Source organism: Maridesulfovibrio ferrireducens, assembly GCF_016342405.1.
Classification (GTDB): domain Bacteria; phylum Desulfobacterota; class Desulfovibrionia; order Desulfovibrionales; family Desulfovibrionaceae; genus Maridesulfovibrio; species Maridesulfovibrio ferrireducens_A.
The window spans coordinates 115169-133486 of record NZ_JAEINN010000013.1 but is presented as its reverse complement, the minus strand read 5'-3'; the positions used below and the strand labels follow the sequence as shown (position 1 = coordinate 133486).

Annotated in this window: 15 protein-coding genes and 1 tRNA gene; all 16 read right to left on the bottom strand. The window is 43.8% G+C overall.

Features of this window, described 5'->3' with window-relative positions; translation table 11 throughout:
• Positions 1 to 97: 97 nt before the first annotated feature.
• The gene (locus JEY82_RS14530; protein ID WP_304086811.1) at positions 98 to 1696 is read right to left on the bottom strand and encodes a flagellar hook protein FlgE; all 1599 of its coding nucleotides are present in this window, start codon (positions 1694 to 1696) and stop codon (positions 98 to 100) included.
• A gap of 207 nt (positions 1697 to 1903) precedes the next feature.
• A complete protein-coding gene (locus JEY82_RS14525; RefSeq protein ID WP_304086808.1) occupies positions 1904 to 2659 on the bottom strand; it encodes a tetratricopeptide repeat protein in 756 nt (251 codons plus the stop codon).
• 181 nt (positions 2660 to 2840) lie between these two features.
• Positions 2841 to 4223, bottom strand: a complete 1383-nt coding sequence (gene hslU / locus JEY82_RS14520; RefSeq protein ID WP_304086807.1) for an ATP-dependent protease ATPase subunit HslU — start codon at positions 4221 to 4223, stop codon at positions 2841 to 2843.
• Between the two features lie 20 nt (positions 4224 to 4243).
• A complete protein-coding gene (gene hslV, locus JEY82_RS14515) occupies positions 4244 to 4783 on the bottom strand; it encodes an ATP-dependent protease subunit HslV (protein WP_092159902.1) in 540 nt (179 codons plus the stop codon).
• Between the two features lie 235 nt (positions 4784 to 5018).
• Complete coding sequence (locus JEY82_RS14510) at positions 5019 to 6827, bottom strand: chloride channel protein (RefSeq protein ID WP_304086804.1); 1809 nt, start codon at positions 6825 to 6827, stop codon at positions 5019 to 5021.
• A complete protein-coding gene (locus tag JEY82_RS14505; RefSeq protein ID WP_304086802.1) occupies positions 6827 to 7810 on the bottom strand; it encodes a bifunctional riboflavin kinase/FAD synthetase in 984 nt (327 codons plus the stop codon). The genes JEY82_RS14510 and JEY82_RS14505 overlap by 1 nt, the downstream gene beginning before the upstream one ends.
• 163 nt (positions 7811 to 7973) lie before the next feature.
• Complete coding sequence (locus JEY82_RS14500; RefSeq protein WP_304086799.1) at positions 7974 to 9296, bottom strand: M48 family metallopeptidase; 1323 nt, start codon at positions 9294 to 9296, stop codon at positions 7974 to 7976.
• Between the two features lie 232 nt (positions 9297 to 9528).
• On the bottom strand, positions 9529 to 10803 hold the full coding sequence (gene rho, locus JEY82_RS14495) for a transcription termination factor Rho (RefSeq protein ID WP_304086796.1): 1275 nt from the start codon (positions 10801 to 10803) through the stop codon (positions 9529 to 9531).
• Between the two features lie 272 nt (positions 10804 to 11075).
• Positions 11076 to 11633 (bottom strand): CarD family transcriptional regulator, encoded by a 558-nt coding sequence (locus JEY82_RS14490; RefSeq protein ID WP_304086793.1) that lies wholly within the window; start codon positions 11631 to 11633, stop codon positions 11076 to 11078.
• Between the two features lie 236 nt (positions 11634 to 11869).
• On the bottom strand, positions 11870 to 12475 hold the full coding sequence (gene pth / locus JEY82_RS14485) for an aminoacyl-tRNA hydrolase (RefSeq protein WP_304086790.1): 606 nt from the start codon (positions 12473 to 12475) through the stop codon (positions 11870 to 11872).
• A gap of 104 nt (positions 12476 to 12579) precedes the next feature.
• The gene (locus tag JEY82_RS14480) at positions 12580 to 13182 is read right to left on the bottom strand and encodes a 50S ribosomal protein L25 (RefSeq protein ID WP_304086787.1); all 603 of its coding nucleotides are present in this window, start codon (positions 13180 to 13182) and stop codon (positions 12580 to 12582) included.
• Between the two features lie 66 nt (positions 13183 to 13248).
• Complete coding sequence (locus JEY82_RS14475) at positions 13249 to 14187, bottom strand: ribose-phosphate pyrophosphokinase (protein WP_092159888.1); 939 nt, start codon at positions 14185 to 14187, stop codon at positions 13249 to 13251.
• 43 nt (positions 14188 to 14230) lie between these two features.
• A tRNA-Gln gene (locus tag JEY82_RS14470) sits at positions 14231 to 14306 on the bottom strand.
• Between the two features lie 31 nt (positions 14307 to 14337).
• On the bottom strand, positions 14338 to 15228 hold the full coding sequence (gene ispE, locus JEY82_RS14465) for a 4-(cytidine 5'-diphospho)-2-C-methyl-D-erythritol kinase (RefSeq protein ID WP_304086784.1): 891 nt from the start codon (positions 15226 to 15228) through the stop codon (positions 14338 to 14340).
• 88 nt (positions 15229 to 15316) lie between these two features.
• Positions 15317 to 16588, bottom strand: a complete 1272-nt coding sequence (locus JEY82_RS14460; protein WP_304086781.1) for an alpha/beta hydrolase — start codon at positions 16586 to 16588, stop codon at positions 15317 to 15319.
• A 189-nt stretch (positions 16589 to 16777) separates the two neighbouring features.
• Positions 16778 to 18229, bottom strand: a complete 1452-nt coding sequence (locus JEY82_RS14455) for a DegQ family serine endoprotease (protein ID WP_304086778.1) — start codon at positions 18227 to 18229, stop codon at positions 16778 to 16780.
• Positions 18230 to 18318 lie beyond the last annotated feature (89 nt).

Sequence of the window (18318 nt, the reverse complement as noted above, 5' to 3'; positions counted from 1 at the left end):
TTCACGTCTGATCAAATTCGATTTAGTCTGTAAAAAAAACCCTGCAAATCATATTATTTGCAGGGTTTTTCTGTTTGTTTCAGATTATGTTTTGTAATTATTTTTTAACACCCAGTGTGGTGTTTATAAGCTGATCCTGAGTCGTAATAACTTTAGAGTTAGCCTGATAACCTCTTTGCGTAAGAATCATGGACCCGAATTCCCTTGCAAGATCAACGTTTGAAGTTTCGAGATTACTACCGAGAATTGAACCCAGACCCTTCTTTTGCGCGACACCTTCAATTGCGGCTCCTGAAGCATCGGTTGCGCCGAAATAGTTTGAACCTTCACGCCTCAGTCCGTATTCGCTCTTAAAATTGTATAAATTGATCTTATACAGGTCTGTGCTAAGCCCGTTTGAGAACTTACCGGATAAGATTCCTTCAGAATTTACAGACACATTTTGCAGATATCCTTCACCAAAACCATCCTGTGACTGGCTGATTGTAGAGGATGATCCATAGTAATTCGTAGTGCTCAGAGCATCAATAGTGCCTTTTTCCATTATTGGCAGACCAGACGCGTTGCTTCCGACATCTGCAGCAGAAGCTCCGGGAGTATTCCATGAACCTGAAGCTGACTTAACTCCTAAATCTATTGAGAGCTTCTGAACACTTGCTTCACCCGCAGCTCCTTTAAGAGTCGTAGATAAAGTTGGTTCCCCGTCTGTATTAAAGTTTGTCAGAGTCCAGTTATTTAAGTCTTTCGGGTTTCCGGCAGCATTACTGCTCAGACTGTATGCTGTTTGATTCAGCAGAGTTCCGTCTCCCGCAAATGTAAGTGTTCCGGTCATGAGAAGGCCGGCAGAGGAAGTTGTTGCTGTGGAAGTTCTACCGTCACTTTCCGGAGGAACTGTAACGATATATTCCCAGTATTCTTTATCAGACGGGCCACCTTCAGAAGGGGTTACTTTGTCATAGTATACAGTCAGATTTACTTTATTACCGTTCTCGTCGAATATTTGAATTGCAGAGTGGTAGGCAAATTTATCGGCTGCAAGAGGCATTTCTTTTGTTCCGTCCCAGTCGTTAAGCAACGAAAAGAAGGGCGCAGCGGGGTTTTGGCTGTTATCGATGGCGCCTGAGTCTAGGTTTGTTTTAATTGAAATATCGGAAGTGGCTTTAGGGTCAGATTTTACAACCAAGATTGTCTCACCGGAAGCGTTTTTTTCTTCTTTCATAGGTAAAGCAACGTTTACGGAGGTTGTTCCTATCGTTCCATCGCTGTCTATAGCGTAGCCTTGAAGCGCATTGGCATGTGGGTCTACAAGAAGTCCATTTTTATCAAAGTGAAAATTACCGGCACGAGTATAATGACTGAGTCCGCTATCTTGTTCCGCAACTCTGAAAAATCCCTGTCCACCAATTGCAAGGTCAGTGCTGGAGGAAGATCTTTCAAAAGATCCTTCCGCAAAATTTATTCGGGTTGAAGAAACGCGGACCCCCATACCGATCTGTCCGGCTGTATTGGAGCTGCCGCCCGCAACAACACCTGAGATTGTCCCGGTAGCTGTCTGACTTTGAAGGTTTTCAAGAAAAGTATTACCGCTTTTGTAGGCAGTAGTGTTTACGTTAGCAAGGTTACTACCCGCCTGCTGGAGCAGCATGCTGTGAGCCTTGATCCCGGAAGCTCCTGTGTACATTGCGCTGAAACCCATTAGAAAACTCCTTGCAGGATGCGGCTATGTTGACTCCGCACGCACCCGTTTGCCTTATTGCCGGAAAATATCTCCGGTTAGTTATTGATAAGCAAGGTGTGTGCCTAATGTTGAAGTGTAGCTAAATCAGGATGTTATGAGAGATGTGGGTAGAGAAAGGTAGGCAAAAAAATCCATACAGATAGGTGAAAAACAGTCGTTAAGGAACTATTTTTTATTTAAGAATGCACTTAGCTTCTTGCCCGGGGTAAAGTCAGGGTTGATGGCAAGGCATTTCTCCAGATATTCACGTGATTCTTTTATCTTACCGAGTTCGCAAAATGAACGGGCAATATTGAAAAAAAGGTTTTCATCATCAGAACTGAAGTTTAGCGCTCTGGAGTAAAACTCTATAGCTTCACTGAACATTTTGTTTTTTCTGAGAGAAATTCCGAAATCATTAAAGAGATGTTTATGTTCTTTTCCAAAAGCAGCATCAAGAGATATCAGCCGATTAAAAATATCCAAAGCTTTGGCTTCCTCATTGCGTTCAAGGTAGCATAAGCCAATTCCGAAATTGGCCCGGATATTATTTTCATCAATATTAAGGGCTTTATTATATTCCATTTCTGCTGTGAAAATATTGCCGAGTTGCCGTTGTCGGTCAGCTTTGGCAAGCGTTTTGCCGAGCTCTTTCATGGCCGGAAAAACTGAATTGGTATAAAGTTCTACTTCAGGAGTAAAAGACTCCAGTAGCTCATCTTTGCTTATAATTTGTTCAGGTCCAGAAGGTATATGGCTGTCGTTCAGCGGTCGGAGAATGATCTCGCTGTTATCGTTTTCTTCACCATAATAGAGGAACGACTGGACGACTTTTCGTTTTGTAGACCCTGTGCCGATTTCTTGTATAATTCTTGCGGAAAAAGTTCCGCGAATTTTTGGCAAGGCGAAATTTTTATCGTCCACTGTACTCATCTGGTTCATAGTGTTCCTTGGATTGCAACAGAAAAAGTTTGTTTTGGTGTTTGTTATGATGCTGCAATTAAAACATTTATCACCCGTAACACAGTTTCGTTTGTGTAACAATTTTAAAAATTAAAATAAAAATGGGCTCTAATGATAAGAACCCAGTTTTATTGATTTTTTTTTATATGTAAAGGTTTAACTACAAAATGTAACGGGAGAGATCTCTGTCTTCAATTACATCTTTCAGTTTATCTTTAACGTAGTCTTTGTCTATCAGTATGGTGTCACCGGATCTGTCCGGAGCCTCAAATGACAGCTCTGCGAGAATCTTTTCCATAATTGTGTAAAGCCTTCTGGCACCGATGTTCTCGGTGTCTTCATTGATTTTTTGAGCGGTAGCAGCAACTTCTTCAAGAGCCTCTTTACTGTAATCAATGGTGACCTTTTCTGTTTCAAGCAAAGCTTTATACTGAACTGTGAGCGCATTTTGAGGCTCTGTGAGAATTCTATAAAATTCATCTTTCCCGAGGGCAGAAAGTTCTACCCGTAGCGGGAAACGGCCTTGCAGTTCCGGAATCAGATCGGAAGGCTTTGAGAAATGGAATGCTCCGGCTGAGATGAAAAGGATGTGATCCGTTTTAACCATGCCGTATTTGGTGTTAACCACGCATCCTTCAACGATTGGAAGCAGGTCGCGCTGAACGCCTTCACGGGAAACGTCAGTGGAACCGCCTGTTTCGTGGCGTCCTGCAATTTTATCGATTTCATCAAGAAAGAGGATACCTGTTTGTTCAACACGTTCACGGGCAATTTCGGTAACATTATCCATGTCGATAAGTTTGTCTGATTCTTCCTGAATAAGAAGTTCGTATGCTTCGCGAATATTGACTTTGCGTGTTTTTTTCTTGTTGGGAAACATTTTGCCGATCATGTCGTTGACCTGCATTCCCATGTCTTCCATGCCGGGCACAGACATGATTTCAACGCCGGTTCCGCCTTGAACGGTAACTTCTATTTCAACTTCGCGATCATCAAGTTTGCCGTCACGCCACATTTTGCGGAATTTGTCGCGTGTGGAGCTTTTATCCTCAGAAGGATTTTCTTCGGCTAGGGGGATTGCTTCGTTGGAATTGTTAAAGAAACCCATGCTGGAGTTCTGAGGTTTGGATGAAGGAAGAAGGATGTCTAAAAGGCAGTCTTCAGCATTCTTTTCAGCTTTGACTTTGACTTTTTCAAGTTCTTCTTTGCGGACAAGAGTTATGCCGATTTCCATGAGGTCACGGACCATTGATTCAACATCACGGCCTACATATCCCACTTCGGTAAATTTTGTGGCTTCCACTTTAAAGAAGGGACAACCGGAAAGCTTTGCAAGTCTGCGTGCAATTTCGGTTTTACCAACTCCGGTAGGGCCCATCATGATAATATTTTTTGGGGAAACTTCATCACGCAGTTCTGCGGGAAGCTGCTGTCTGCGCCAGCGGTTACGCATTGCAATGGCGACCATGCGCTTTGCGTCCGCCTGACCGATGATGAATTTGTCCAGCTCCGATACGATTTCTCTAGGTGTAAGATTACTCATTTGAAGACCTTTGCGTGAAATTATTTTTCGAGGGTTTTGATAACAAAGTGATCATTGGTGTAAACACAGATTTCGCTTGCAACTTCCATTGCTTTTTCTGCAATTTCAACGGCTGAAAGATCTGTGTGGCGGGATAATGCCCGTGCTGCGGAAAGAGCGTATGGACCGCCTGAACCGATAGCAGCAAGGCCGTCGTCCGGTTCGATGACATCTCCGTTACCACTGATAATAAGAATGTGGTCCGCGTCGGCGACGAGAATCATAGCTTCCAGTTTGCGAAGATATTTATCTTTACGCCAGTCAGTAGCAAGCTCTACAGCACTGCGGACAAGATTACCCGCGTGAGCTTCGAGTTTTTTTTCAAATCTTTCAAACAGGGTGAAAGCATCAGCAGTTGCGCCTGCGAATCCTGCAAGAACTTTATCATTATACAAGGTTCTGACTTTGATTGCGGAATGTTTCATCACAATGGCCTGGCCCAAAGTTACCTGACCGTCACCGGCCATGGCTGAACCTTTATCATCTTTAACGGCCAGAATGGTCGTTCCTCTGAGTTCCATGTTCATCTCCTGATTCTGCTATGATTATTCGTTTTCAATATGAAGATTGAATTTCAATACTTGTCGAACGTGAAATATCTTTCCGATTCCCGCTAAACGTGGATTCGGTTTGGATTTTGTTTGAATTACCAGATGATAAGACCGCTTAGTGGGATGGCAAGGGGGGTGGGGTGCAAAAAAGCCTCTTGAAGCACGAAACCTCAAGAGGCTTTTAAATTATCGTATCTGATTCAGGCTAATCTTCGTGGAGTTCTTTAATTGCCTTTGCGTAAGCTCTAAATACATTCTCACGATTGATGAGACCTATAATATTATTCGGGTCATCTTCCGATACAACCGGAATTTGTCCGTAATCTGTATCAACAAACTTCAACAGCGCAGTATATAAATCGTCATCCTCTTTCAGTGTTGCAGGCTTTGTTGCTAAATCCTTGGCAAGGATAAGGTCGAAGAGATCCTGATTGAAGAGGTGATTTCTGACGTTTTGAATGGTCAGAATACCTGTAATTGTGCCTTCGTCATTTTTGACAGGAAAGTACAATTCATTGGTGTTCGCGATAATGTCTCTCAAAGCTTTCAGAGTTGTACCCTCTTCAAGGGTGGTAACTCTGCCCGGTTTGAAGTGGGTATCAACGTGAAGCTGTTCAAGGATATTAATCGTTGAATCTTCAATATGAGCGGGGGAGTCAAATTTGTTATCAACCTGATGCTCATACAGTGATGAATTGCGCCCCAGTACTATGCAGAGGGCAGAAGCCAGCATCAATGGTGCGAGCAATCCGTAACCCTGTGTAAGCTCGCAGACCATGATGAGCGGCCCGATTGGAGCCTTTGCTACTCCTGCGAAAAAAGCCGCCATGCCTACAAGTACATATCCACCGGGCTGTGTGGCAATATCAGGATAAAATCTTCCGGCAACCTGTCCGACAATCCCGCCTGTCATGCCGCCTACAAAGAGTGCGGGGGCAAACATGCCACCGCTCATTCCTGAACCGATGGTCATGGATGTTGCAACTGTTTTACCCAGAATAATTGCGATCATCATCATAATGGGAATTTCCCCCATGATCGCCATTTCCAGCCAGCCGTAACCGCCTGAGAGAAGCTGCGGGAAAAACATTCCCATCAGTCCCATCATCAGTCCGCCTAGTCCTGTTGCCCACATGAGACCGAGACGGTCTTTTATCTTAAAGAAAATTGAGTACTTAATGAAACGGAATGTGCGGATGTACATCCAGCCTGCAAAGGTACACGCGAAAGCCAGAATTATATAGAAGATCATTTCACGAGGGTCATGAAAAACAAATCTTGGAATTCCGAAAATAGGTTCTGCACCGTAAAATAGAGTGAAAAGCGAATAAGAAACAACAGAGGAAAGAACGGAAGGCAGGATTGCTTCTGATTCAAAATCTTCGCGGTATATAACTTCTACGGCGGTTAATGCGCCTCCGAGGGGGGCGCGGAATATTGCTCCGAGTCCTCCGGCAGCACCTGCAAGCAGTAGAATTCTGCGTTCTTTGGCAGAGAGTTTAAGTTTTTGCGCGATCCATGAACCGATACCGGCACCCATTTGGGTGATAGGTCCTTCGCGTCCGGCACTACCACCGGTTGCAATTGTGAAAACCGAAGTGATTCCTTTGATTATGGGAACGATAGGACGCATTAATCCGCTTCCCTGATGGAAGCATTTGATGGTCGCGTCAGTACCGTCTGTACCGCCGGAGATTGTTTCAGGGATATACTTGTTGACCAGCCATCCTGTGATTAATCCTACTGTCATTGTGCAGACAGGAATGACCCATGGGCGTAGTTGACCGGCAGGGCCGTGGAAAATTTCTTCACCAGCAGGGGCCGGTAAGGTCATACCCGCCAGTTGGTGTAAAAATATAAATTTTCCGTATTCAACGGCTGCAAAGAAAGCGACAGCTAAAATACCTGAAAGTAATCCGACCAGCACACCGAGTAAAAGCCATCTGAATGAGCTGATATTTTTGTATGATCGCGCAATTTCTTTCCAAACACGCAGGTTGAGAAGGGGGCTCATTAACAGGCTCCGGTTCCTGATTCTGTCAGGTGCAGCCCCGGGCGGACTTGTGATTCCGGATACGAGAGAATGGATTTAGCAAGTTCTGTATCTTTGGTAATGCGGGCTTTTAGTTCGTCCAAGTTGTTGAACTTACGTTCAGCACGGATTCTCTGGATAAAGTGGACCCGGATATTTTTACCGTAGATGTCATCGGAAAAATTGAAAATATGAGCTTCAACAGATAGTGCTTCGTTGCCGAAGGTCGGATTTTTCCCGATGTTGGCAACGCCCGGGCGGACCAGACCGTCTACTTCGACCCTGATGGCGTAAACGCCTGATTTAGGGAAAAGCTCATCTTCGAGTTTAATATTTGCTGTGGGGAATCCAAGAAGGCGGCCTCCACGGTTCATGCCGTGAACTACTTCACCGCGGACCTGATAGAAGCGTCCAAGCAGCGCTCGTACATCCCAGACGTTTCCTTCGCTTACCAGGTCTCTGATTCGTGAGGAGCTGACCACTGCATCATTTATAATGATAGGATCAAGTCTTTCGATTCCGTAACCGTACTTACGGCCAAGTCCAACCAGCACTTCATAGTTTCCGGAGCGACCTTTACCTAAAGCGTAGTCGTAGCCGACAACCATTTCTTTCATGGAAAGTCCATCAACCAGATATTTCTTAATGAATTCTTCGGGGGAGAGGGAAGCCATCTCCTTCGTAAAATTCAGAGCTATAATAATATCAGGCTCATGCAGAGCAAGTAGTTCCAGCTTCTGTTTGGTGAGGGTTATGAAGGGCGGAGTTTTACTGTTGACCAATACCCTGAGCGGGTGCGGGTCAAAGGTTACAACAACGCTCGCCAGGCCGTTGGCTTTGGCTTTTCTGCATGTGCTGCAGATAAGTTTCTGGTGTCCTTTATGGACTCCGTCAAAATTACCTATTGTTACACATGATCCGTTTTGAGGCTTTTTAATTTCTTTTATTGATCTGGCGATTATCATTTTCGCTTCACTTTTTGGAGATAGATTTTAGAAAGGGGATAACTACATTAAAAAGAAGCATACTTCAAGTTAACGTTCATCGCAAAAAATGCGGTTAAAATTTTGTTAATTCACTAAAATAATGAGTTAAAATATAAAACTGACAGAGCTAATAATTACTGTTTCAGTTTTCGGCGACAGGGTTAACTCTTTTTTGCAGTGTTGCAAGCTGTGCTTTTTGCGCTTTTGTTTTAGCGAGTCCTTCAGCTTTTTTTAAATGAAACAAGGCTTGTTTCATATTCCTTCCATATAATGCGGCGTAAGCAAGCTGTTTGTGAGCTCCGAAGTAATTACCGGATTCTCCGAGCATCCGTCCGAGATGGTAGTGTATTTCCTGATCCCGGGGAACCATTTCAGCCACTCTACGCATTGTTGGTATTGCCTGCACATAATCTTTTCGTTCCGCCTGAATTCTCGCGATGAAAAATAACGTCAGAGCATCATTCGGTGCTTGTAAATACGCTTGTCTGAGCAGTGGAGAGGCTTTGTCCATTTTACCCGTAGTGAAGTAAAAGCGGCCCATTTCACGCAGGATCAGAGAGTCGTTCGGGCAATCTTTGTTAGCTTTAATAAAGGCTTTTTCGGCTTTTTTATTCTGTTCCATACGAGAAAGAATTATTCCAAGCCCTAATTGATCAAGGCAGTTTCGGTCCGCCTCGGGAATATTATTGTAGTGTGCCAGAGCTATTTTAGGGTCTGTTCTTCTAGCTCTTATCAGTGTCTGAATCTTATGAAAATCAACATCGTCGCTGACTCGGGAAAAAAAAGCGGGAGGCATTCTGACAAAACGTTGTTTAAGGTAGTCAATACGATCATCAAGACCGGGATGAGTGGAGAGGTATGAAGGAATATTGTTGTTGCTCACATACCACTGACGTTGTTTCATAAGCTTAAAACTATCCACCATGCTGGCGGGATTAAAGCCGGATGCGACAAGATAGTTCATACCGAGATGGTCAGCTTCTCTTTCATTTTGTTGCGTGTAACTCAGGTAGGCAGTTTGTGCGCCTGCTATAGAACCCATCGCCACTGCCTGCCCGATAGAGGCGGCGTTGTCTCCGCCTGATATGCCCAGCATCATTCCGGCAAGTGTTCCCAACATACTGGCAATATTAACCAGTTTCATTTTTTCCATGCGTCTCGCAACGTGTCTGAGAGAAACGTGAGCAAGCTCATGACCTATAACTGCGGCCAGTTCAGACTCATGTTTAAGATTGAGAATTAAGCCCGTGAAAATATAAATATAACCGCCGGGAACAGCAAAAGCATTCATAGCGTTATTATTGATGACTGCCGAGGTTATAGGAAAAGGCTGAGGTGGCATTTCGTGGGCAATTCTGGCTACTAGATTACTAACGTATTCAGTTATTTGGGGGTCAAGAACTATGGGCATTCTTTCGTGAATCATTTTATTAAACTCGCCGCCGAGTTTAATTTCATCTTTCACGGTAAACTCACCGAACATGGAGGACGCTGTAGCTTGAGGCGTTAACCAGATGAACGAAAATATAAATATCAATGCGGTTGATACTATGTGGTGAAAAGTTACTCTGTTTTTCGTCATTACTACTAACTGTAAGTATAGATTTACGACTTGTAAAGTTATCTAAAAAATAAAAAGCCTCATGAGGAATGTCTCATGAGGCTTAATTTTTGATAATTGAATGATGTTTAAAAAATTATTTTCCCATCATTTCAAAGAAGTCTTCATTCTTTTTGGTTCCCTTCATTTTATCAAGAAGGAATTCCATGGAGTCAATGGAGTTCATAGGAGCAAGTAGTTTTCTGAGAATCCAGACCTTGTTGAGAACTTCAGGTGGAAGGAGAAGTTCTTCTTTGCGAGTTCCGGAGCGGTTGATATCAATGGCAGGGTATACTCTCTTTTCCGCAAGCTTGCGATCAAGATAGAGATCCATGTTACCGGTTCCCTTGAATTCTTCAAAGATAACTTCATCCATTCTCGAGCCTGTATCAATCAGGGCTGTTGCGATGATTGTCAGACTTCCGCCTTCCTCAATGTTGCGTGCTGCGCCGAAAAATCTTTTAGGACGTTGCATTGCATTTGCATCAAGGCCACCGGAGAGAACTCTGCCGGAAGAAGGAGTTACTGCGTTGTAGGCTCGTCCCAGACGAGTGATTGAGTCAAGAAGAATGACAACATCCCTTTTGCGTTCAACCAGACGTTTAGCCTTTTCGAGAACCATTTCAGTTACCTGAACATGACGCTGCGGAGGTTCATCAAAGGTTGAGCTGACAACTTCAGCGTTTACAGTTCTGGCCATGTCGGTAACTTCTTCAGGACGTTCGTCTATGAGAAGAACGATAAGATCTACATCAGGATGATTGGCATTGATGGAGTTTGCGATATTCTGAAGCATCATAGTCTTCCCTGTGCGGGGAGGAGCAACAAGCAAAGCACGCTGTCCAAGGCCTATCGGAGCCAGAATGTCGATAACTCTTGAAGTGAAATTCTTTGGACCGTTTTCCATGTTGAAACGGCTGTCTGGGTAAATCGGCGTGAGATTGTCGAAGAGAACAAGATTTCGGGAATGTTCGGGCGCTTCTAAGCCTATTTCATTAACTCGAAGTAAGGCAAAGTATCTTTCGCCCTCTTTGGGAGGACGAATCTGGCCGGAAATAATGTCACCCTTTCTCAGACCGAATCTCCTTATTTGAGAGGGAGAAACGTATATGTCGTCCGGTCCGGGCATGTAGCTGTACGTTGGGGAACGCAGGAAGCCGAATCCATCGGGGAGGACTTCAAGAACTCCTTCACCGTAGATTTGTCCGTTTTGAGCTGCGCACCCTTGTAGCAGGCCGAAAATCAATTCCTGCTTGCGCATACCGCTGGGGTTTTCAACTTTGAACTTAGTAGCCAGATCCATAAGATCTGCCATGTTCTTTTGTTTTAATTCAGTCAGATTCAGATTGTTTGTCTTTTGTTCTTGGCCCATATCTTGTGTTAACCGAGAGTTAGAAGTTAAAAATAAATAAAATACTTATTTAATAATTATGGTCTAACGAGTGCGATACAGTTTAAAATGTATTACGCACTCGCTAAAAGTTATTTTGATGATCGAAGAACAGAGTGTATTGGGTGTCCTAAAGTGAGGGGTGGTTTTTTGCTTAAAAATCGTGTGATGTAAAGACATCAATCCTGCAAACTGCAACCTCATAGGGCAATAACTGAAAGAATCAAATATGACAAGTCGTTTAGATGTATTTTTTAGGATTCTTCTTTATCTTTTTCTTTGTCTTTTTTGTCGTCTTTTTCTTTGTCTTCTGGTTTTTCCAACACATCACTGAATAGTGCATTAATTTCTTCTTTCACTTTGTCCTGTGGAAGGTCAAGTGCAAAAGACAGTTCCATGGAAACAAGTCCCATAGCCTGCTCAAGAAGTCTGCGTTCTCCGAATGACAGTTCTTTATCGCGACCGATCAGGAATAATTCTTTAAGAACATAAGCGACATCCTGAAGATCTCCGCTTTTGAGCTTTTCAGAGTATTCTCTGTAGCGTCTGTTCCAGTTCTGTCCGGTGTAACCTGTGAAATCAGATCTGTCTTTAAGACATTCATATATTCCAAGACCTTCTTGATTACTGCAGACAGGTCTGAGCCCAACATTATGAGCATTAAAAACCGGGACCATGAGAGTTACATTGTTGCTTAGGATGCGGACAATGTAGAACTCGGCAGTTGATCCACTGATTTCCTGACTTTCTATACGTTCTACTTTGCCTACTCCCTGTGAGGGGTAGACTACAAGCTGGCTTAACTCGAACACTCATGGCTCCTTGGACTTACAAAAGAAATGGTTAGAAATGCTTTTAAGGTCGTCGTTTACAGCAATTACAGATTAAATTTGGCGCATTTAATCATTTCAGTACTGATGAATAACAGGTTCAGTGCCGTCCTTTTTTACATTTCTTTTGGATCCCAGATTTTGAGGTATGTCTAATCTGGGGAATGTTTTCGAAAGATTACTGTAACTGAAATATGCGAAAGAGTCTATTGTCAGATTCAGCTTTCATCCGGCTCAAATGTGTGCATGAATTGTGTAGCAGGTCCTTGACCTCGTCTGAAAAACAAGTCCAGCCCTTTGATTACTGCATCGGTCATCTGGTGAACAAGTTTCAGTTCTTTCTGGCTGAACTGCTCAAGCACGTAGTCTTTGACCTGTGATGAAAATTCAGGACGTCCGACTCCTATTCTTATTCTAAGAAAGTCGGGAGATTTCATTACATCCTGAATGGACTGCAACCCTCTATGACCGTTATTTCCACCACCACGTTTAAACTTCATTTTTCCTTGCGGAAGATCAAGTTCGTCATGAATAACAATCACATCTTTTATAGATATTGAAAATTTACCGCAAATGGATGCAACTGCATTTCCGCTGAGATTCATATATGTCAACGGCTTAGTCACAAGGATATTATTGCCTGCGATATTTACGCTGAAAAGTTCATAGTTTCCCGAAGAACCGAGATTTTTGAAACGCATACTTTTTCGGGATGCAGCCATTTCCGCCAGAGCATCAACAGCCATAAAGCCAACATTGTGCCTGGTCATGGCATATTCAAGTCCTGGATTTCCAAGCCCTGCGATAAGTGCTTTGTATTCCATTTGGTTTTATCCTTTAAAAAAGCAGGAGCAAAAAAACTGATCGTTCTGAAAATAGAAAAGGCCCCGGAATTTCCGGGGCCCTCATAAGTCGACATATGGAAAAACTATTTTTTAGGTGCGCCTTCTTCAGCAGTTCCGTCTTCATCGACAACTTTTCTGCCGGCTACGCAACGAACAAGAGCGAAGTCGTTGGTAAAGTTGATGGATGCTCCATCTTCAAGTTTAACATCACTAACGAAAACAGTATCATTAACATTCATGCCGTCGATGTTTATAACAATCTTAGCAGGGATGTTGGCAGCTGTGCATGCGACTTCAAGATTGTCACGATACGTAGTCATGCAACCACCGAGTTTTACACCCGGAGCAAGTCCTTCCATGCTGACAGGAACTTTGATTTTCAAAGGTTTGTCAGCAGCCACACCGAGGAAGTCAACGTGGTTGATACGAGGACGAACTGGGTCCATCTGTGCTTTCCAAATCAGTGTGTCGTGCTTTTTGCCGTCTATTTCGAGATTGAAAAGACTAGTTGTGCCGATTTTACGGTACATCTTTGTGAAATCAATTTCATTAACAGCGAGAACCATATTGTCGCCTTCCTGAGAGTAGAATACTGCAGGAATCATTCCGGTGTTACGGAGCTGACGGTTCGCACTTGTTCCAGTTTTCTCGCGCTTTACAGCTACGAAAGTTTCTTTTTCAGACATTATATCTCCTTTTGGTTAACCAGCTGCCGCTCAAAAATAGACCGGCAGAGGGTGGGAATAGGCTTTTTAAACGAAGAGAACGCTGACCGATGATTCGGTGTGAACGTTATGAATGCATTTGGCGAGGAGTCCTGCTACTGACAGTACTTTAATCTTGCCGCATTTAAGTTTCTCTTCTGGGACAGGCAGTGTGTTTGTTACAATCACCTCGGAAAAAGGTGCTGCACAGAGTCTGTCGATTGCCGGACCGGAAAGAACAGGATGGGTAGCGCAGGCGATTACTTCCTTTGCGCCGTGGTCCATCAGTACTTTTGCAGCCTGACATATGGTTCCGGCTGTGTCGATCATGTCATCCATAACGACACAGGTTTTTCCTGAAACTTCTCCGATTACGTTCATTGCTTTAGCCTGATTAGGTGCATCGCGACGTTTGTCAACAATTGCAAGTCCGGCATTAAGGCGTTTTGCATAAGCTCTGGCACGTTCGGTTCCACCTGCATCAGGGGAAACCATAACCATGTCGTCTTTACGATGGCGTAATTCATCAAGAAGAACAGGTGCTGCGTAAATATTGTCAACTGGGAGATTGAAAAATCCCTGAATCTGTCCTGCGTGCAGGTCAATTGTGACCATGCGGTGCATACCGGCTACAGCTAAGAAGTCTGCAATCAGTTTTGCGCTGATAGGAGCACGAGGGGAAACTTTTCTATCCTGTCTTGCATATCCATAATAAGGGATAACTGCAGTAACTCTGCGTGCGCTTGCGCGTTTCAGAGCGTCCAGCATGAGGCATAGTTCCATGAAATGAAAGTTTACAGGGTTGCATGTAGACTGAACGACAAATACGTCACAGCCTCGTACGTTATCCTGAATTTCAATGCGGATTTCTCCGTCACTGAACTTTTCACGCAGGCAGGGAGTAAGTCGGCTGCCGAGGTGTTCACATATTGCTTCTGAAAGCGCCAGATTCGACGAGCCGCTGATAATCTTGAGTTCACCGTTCATGATGTGGGTCTCCACCTTGGCCTCTCGGGGAAGGGAGTAAATTTGGCTGGGATGGCAGGACTTGAACCTGCGAGTGACGGAATCAAAATCCGTTGCCTTACCAACTTGGCGACACCCCAGCACTGATTATGTAGAAATTCGGACTAGTGCTTAATAAAAAGTATGAATCACGGAGTCTACATTGTGAGCTTTTAATTCGGAAGAAACTTGCTCAGCTAAGTTTTTAGTCCTGAAAAAGGATATTATGCTTGCTCCGCTTCCGCTCATAACTGCTCCGCAGGCTCCGCTTTTCAGCAGATATTCCTTTGTTTCCCTTATAACAGAAAACTCAGGAAGGACAACTTGCTCAAAATCGTTAAACAAAGTTACCCTCGTTTTGGAGGACGCTTTGTTATTACTACAGTGTGATGTTGTCAAGTAAAATGAATCTTTTTTTTGCAGATTTTCCGTTCTGACGACAGTGCTCCATGCCTTATAAGCCCATGCTGTATTAACATGGACATCCGGGCAGACAAGCAGTGCTGTCAGTCCTGAAAGGTCTACTTCGCAGGGGGTTAAAACTTCTCCTATTCCCTTAGCCCATGCGGGGCCGTCCAGTAGGAAAAAAGGTACATCTGCGCCGAGTCCGGTGGCAAGTTTGTTAAGTTCATCATGGGCCATGCCCGGGCTTTGCGGGTGAGAGTTTAAAAATCGCAACATTGTCGCGGCATCGGAACTGCCACCTCCCAGACCGGCGCCTGTGGGAGTTCTTTTGGTCAATTCTATATGCAGTCCGGGTCTGAATCCGGTCGCTTTTGCATATTTATCCCATGCTTTATAAATAAGGTTGTCTTCCGCCGGAAGATCAAAATCATCACAATGAATTGTACAACCTTCAGCCTTTTCCGTGATTGCAAGAGTGTCTGCAAGTGCTGGAAAAGGAAGGAAAAGAGTGTCCAGCTCATGATAGCCGTCTTCTCTTTTTCCGACAATTTTGAGGTAGAGATTCACCTTTGCCGGGGCTGTAAGAATGGTTGCGGTGTTGTTCATGAACAGCTTCATACCCCAAACCTTTTCAGGAAGGAAGCCTCTAACATGCTAATTTTTGACCGAAAAAAATTGCACACTATAATATATGAGCGATTTTATTTTATTTAAAAACATCATCGAAGAAATCAAACACAACTTGGCTCATCACACTTCTGTTTTCAGTGATGCAGTGGTTGGATGCTCCTTCATTTGTTGGAGTCACGACGAATTTCTTTTGCTTGTTCGGGAGTTTTTTGAAGCAGAGTTTCTGCTGTCTTTTAACTTCTTCATTAGAATATTCACCTTCGCCGACAATAATCAGTGCCGGGCAGGTTACTTTTGCAGGATCAAATGCGAATCCCTTATTTGCCGGAACAAGCCCCGGGATATTGTTCATCTCAACGCCCCAGCGCCAAGCAATTGATTTGACAGTGTTTTGTTTGAACGATGACCATGTTTTTACGATGTCTTCGGTTGCAGAAGCAACGGGCATTGATGCGAAAAGAGGGTAGGCATCGACCACTGCACTGTTCATAGCAATAGCTTTTAAGCGGGGATCGTTGACAGCGGTTATCGGAACAAATCCTCCTCCACCGCTCATGCCGTATGCGGCAAGTTTTTCGGGATCAGTTTCCGGTTTGTTCAGTACATAATCAATAACTTCTTTGATCGGTACATTGGCGTCTGCACGGAAAACTTTTCCTTCAAGCGGGAGCAACCCCTGTCCGGGGAGGTCTACTGTGATAAAATTGTAACCGCGTGCATAAGCTTGAGGGGCAATATAAAAAATAAGATCTTCGGCAAAAGTTTCTCCTCCGCCGAGCATTATGAGTGTTTTTGCAGGGTTATTGCTGTTGCTTGCTTTGCGATAGTAGCCGGGAAGGATTGTTCCTTCGAAAGGTATTTCAATATATTCCAATGGCGGATTAAAGAGCATTCCTGCTTTTTTTAGGAGTTCTCTACTTTGAAGCGCTGTCTTTTTAAATCTGGGATCATCCGGCATCATAGAAATCAGTGAAGCGCGGTAATAATATGATGCACGCTGAAATTGTTCCCGTGCGCTGACTTTATGTCCTTCTGTAAGAGATTTTTCACCTCTGGCTTTAACACGCTGCGCCATGTTTATCCATTCTTTTTGCCAGCTTGCAGCATTACCTTCTTTGATGTTCGAGGCTGTATAGAATGCTTCGCCTATTTCGCAACCGTGGTTCATAGTTGCGCCTAAGATCAAGGCAAAGGCAAAATCCATTTCTGTGTCATTAAAATGAAGTTTGGCGAAGGATTCATGTGCGTCAAAATCGTCCTCTCCGGCGGCAAAGGCTATGCTTGCCGATAGGCACAGGGCAACAGTCAGGCACAAGATAGAAGCTGTAAAAAGTCTGATAGGTTGCATAAAGAATTCCTTTTGAATTTATTTCAAGAAATGTTTTTAGGAACTTGGCATGCAATTAAGTTATTTACAAGGTGTATTAGAATCATTCTATGGTGCACAGTTTATTTTTTGCAACAAAAAAGGGCATAGCCAATGCTATACCCTTTTTTTTATTAGTTTTTTTAACACTTTAACAGTGTTGTTTGCGAGTTACTTCTTAGGAGCAAGTTCTATGGTGCGGAAGATGTTTCTGCCTTGTCTCTTAATAAGCAACATCACTAGTCCGCGGCTTTTACCTTCGGTGTTTATGATCTCACGCAATTCGGCAAGGGTGTTTACCTGATGTTGATTTGCTTCAAGTATTACATCTCCCACCGCAATTGCAGCTTCGTCTGCGGGAGTTCCCTGCTGTACTTCGATAACAAGTAATCCTTCCATTTTTTCTAAGCCTAAAGCTTTTGCTTCCACTTCACGATCAACTTTACGGACGACAAGACCGAGTTGATCGATTGTTTCTTTTTTAGCTTTCGGTGCGAACTTTTCAGCGGAAACGGTCGTTTTACCGTTTCTTTCTCCAAGAGTGATGGTCAGGTTCTTTTTCTGACCTTTGCGCCAGACCTGAGCTACAATTGTTTTGCCCGGAAGCAGTGCTGCGACTGTGCGTAGAAGGTCGTTTGTGTCATCAATTTTAGCACCGTCAATTTCTAGAATTACATCACCGACTTTCATGCCGCCTTTTGCAGCAGGATCTCCGGCAGTAACGGAGCTGACCAGAGCTCCGGTCTTTCTGGAAAGTCCGAGAGCTTTGGCAGTATTTTCGTCGGCATCCTGAATTGTTACGCCGAGCCAGCCTCTGCTTACTTTATGATCGGTCTTAAGCTGCTGGATAACATTTTCAGCCATGTTACTCGGAATGGCAAAGCCTATTCCCTGACCGCTGGCAACTATCGCAGTATTAATGCCGACGACTTGTCCTTTCATATCAATGAGAGGTCCACCGCTGTTGCCGGGGTTGATGCTGGCATCGGTCTGAATGAAGTTATCAAAAGGGCCTGCTCCGATAATACGTCCCTTGGCACTGATGATACCTTTAGTTACGGTATGTCCCAATCCGAAGGGGTTACCGATGGCAAGAACCCATTCTCCCACATTTGCCTGTTTAGAATTGGCAAAAGTCAGGAAGGGCAGTTTTTTACCCGGTTCTATTTTGAGTAGAGCAAGGTCGGTTTCTTTATCCAGTCCGATCAGTTTTGCCGGATAATCACGACCGTCGTTCTGAAGTTTAACTTTTATTTCATCAGCTGAAGCAACAACATGGTTATTGGTTACAATGTAGCCATCAGCGGAAATAATAAAGCCGGACCCAAGAGAACCCTGCTTTTGTTTATGTTTAGGCTCGTTTCCTTTGAATCTATCATCAAATTGTTTGAAAAAATCTTCAAATGGATTGTTTCCGCCTTTGTTGTTCCCATGAAATTTAAACATATCCTGCATGGGGTTGCTGCTTACTTCCACCATCTTAACCGTGTTGATGTTAACAACAGCGGGGCCGCATTTTTTTGCGAGTCCAGCAAAAGAGGGAAGCCCGTTTGCAATGGCAGACATTGGCAGTAACAGTACGGTGATAAGAGTGAAAATACCTAAAATACGTTTTGAATTCATGTAACCTCCTAAGGTGCCGTCAGGAAAACGGGTAAGCGACGGCTCTGATAAAATTATAGGTTTATTTGAACAAAAGTAAATAGGTTGAA

What these genes read in the sequence shown, in the direction of transcription:
- JEY82_RS14455 (WP_304086778.1), bottom strand. Translation starts at nt 18,229, where the DNA reads ATGAATTCAAAACGTATTTTAGGTATTTTCACTCTTATCACCGTACTG.
- JEY82_RS14530 (WP_304086811.1), bottom strand. Translation starts at nt 1,696, where the DNA reads ATGGGTTTCAGCGCAATGTACACAGGAGCTTCCGGGATCAAGGCTCAC.
- JEY82_RS14510 (WP_304086804.1), bottom strand. Translation starts at nt 6,827, where the DNA reads ATGAGCCCCCTTCTCAACCTGCGTGTTTGGAAAGAAATTGCGCGATCA.
- JEY82_RS14505 (WP_304086802.1), bottom strand. Translation starts at nt 7,810, where the DNA reads ATGATAATCGCCAGATCAATAAAAGAAATTAAAAAGCCTCAAAACGGA.
- JEY82_RS14475 (WP_092159888.1), bottom strand. Translation starts at nt 14,187, where the DNA reads ATGAACGGTGAACTCAAGATTATCAGCGGCTCGTCGAATCTGGCGCTT.
- JEY82_RS14480 (WP_304086787.1), bottom strand. Translation starts at nt 13,182, where the DNA reads ATGTCTGAAAAAGAAACTTTCGTAGCTGTAAAGCGCGAGAAAACTGGA.
- hslV (WP_092159902.1), bottom strand. Translation starts at nt 4,783, where the DNA reads ATGGAACTCAGAGGAACGACCATTCTGGCCGTTAAAGATGATAAAGGT.
- rho (WP_304086796.1), bottom strand. Translation starts at nt 10,803, where the DNA reads ATGGGCCAAGAACAAAAGACAAACAATCTGAATCTGACTGAATTAAAA.
- JEY82_RS14460 (WP_304086781.1), bottom strand. Translation starts at nt 16,588, where the DNA reads ATGCAACCTATCAGACTTTTTACAGCTTCTATCTTGTGCCTGACTGTT.
- JEY82_RS14525 (WP_304086808.1), bottom strand. Translation starts at nt 2,659, where the DNA reads ATGAACCAGATGAGTACAGTGGACGATAAAAATTTCGCCTTGCCAAAA.
- pth (WP_304086790.1), bottom strand. Translation starts at nt 12,475, where the DNA reads ATGGAATACAAAGCACTTATCGCAGGGCTTGGAAATCCAGGACTTGAA.
- ispE (WP_304086784.1), bottom strand. Translation starts at nt 15,228, where the DNA reads ATGAAGCTGTTCATGAACAACACCGCAACCATTCTTACAGCCCCGGCA.
- hslU (WP_304086807.1), bottom strand. Translation starts at nt 4,223, where the DNA reads ATGAGTAATCTTACACCTAGAGAAATCGTATCGGAGCTGGACAAATTC.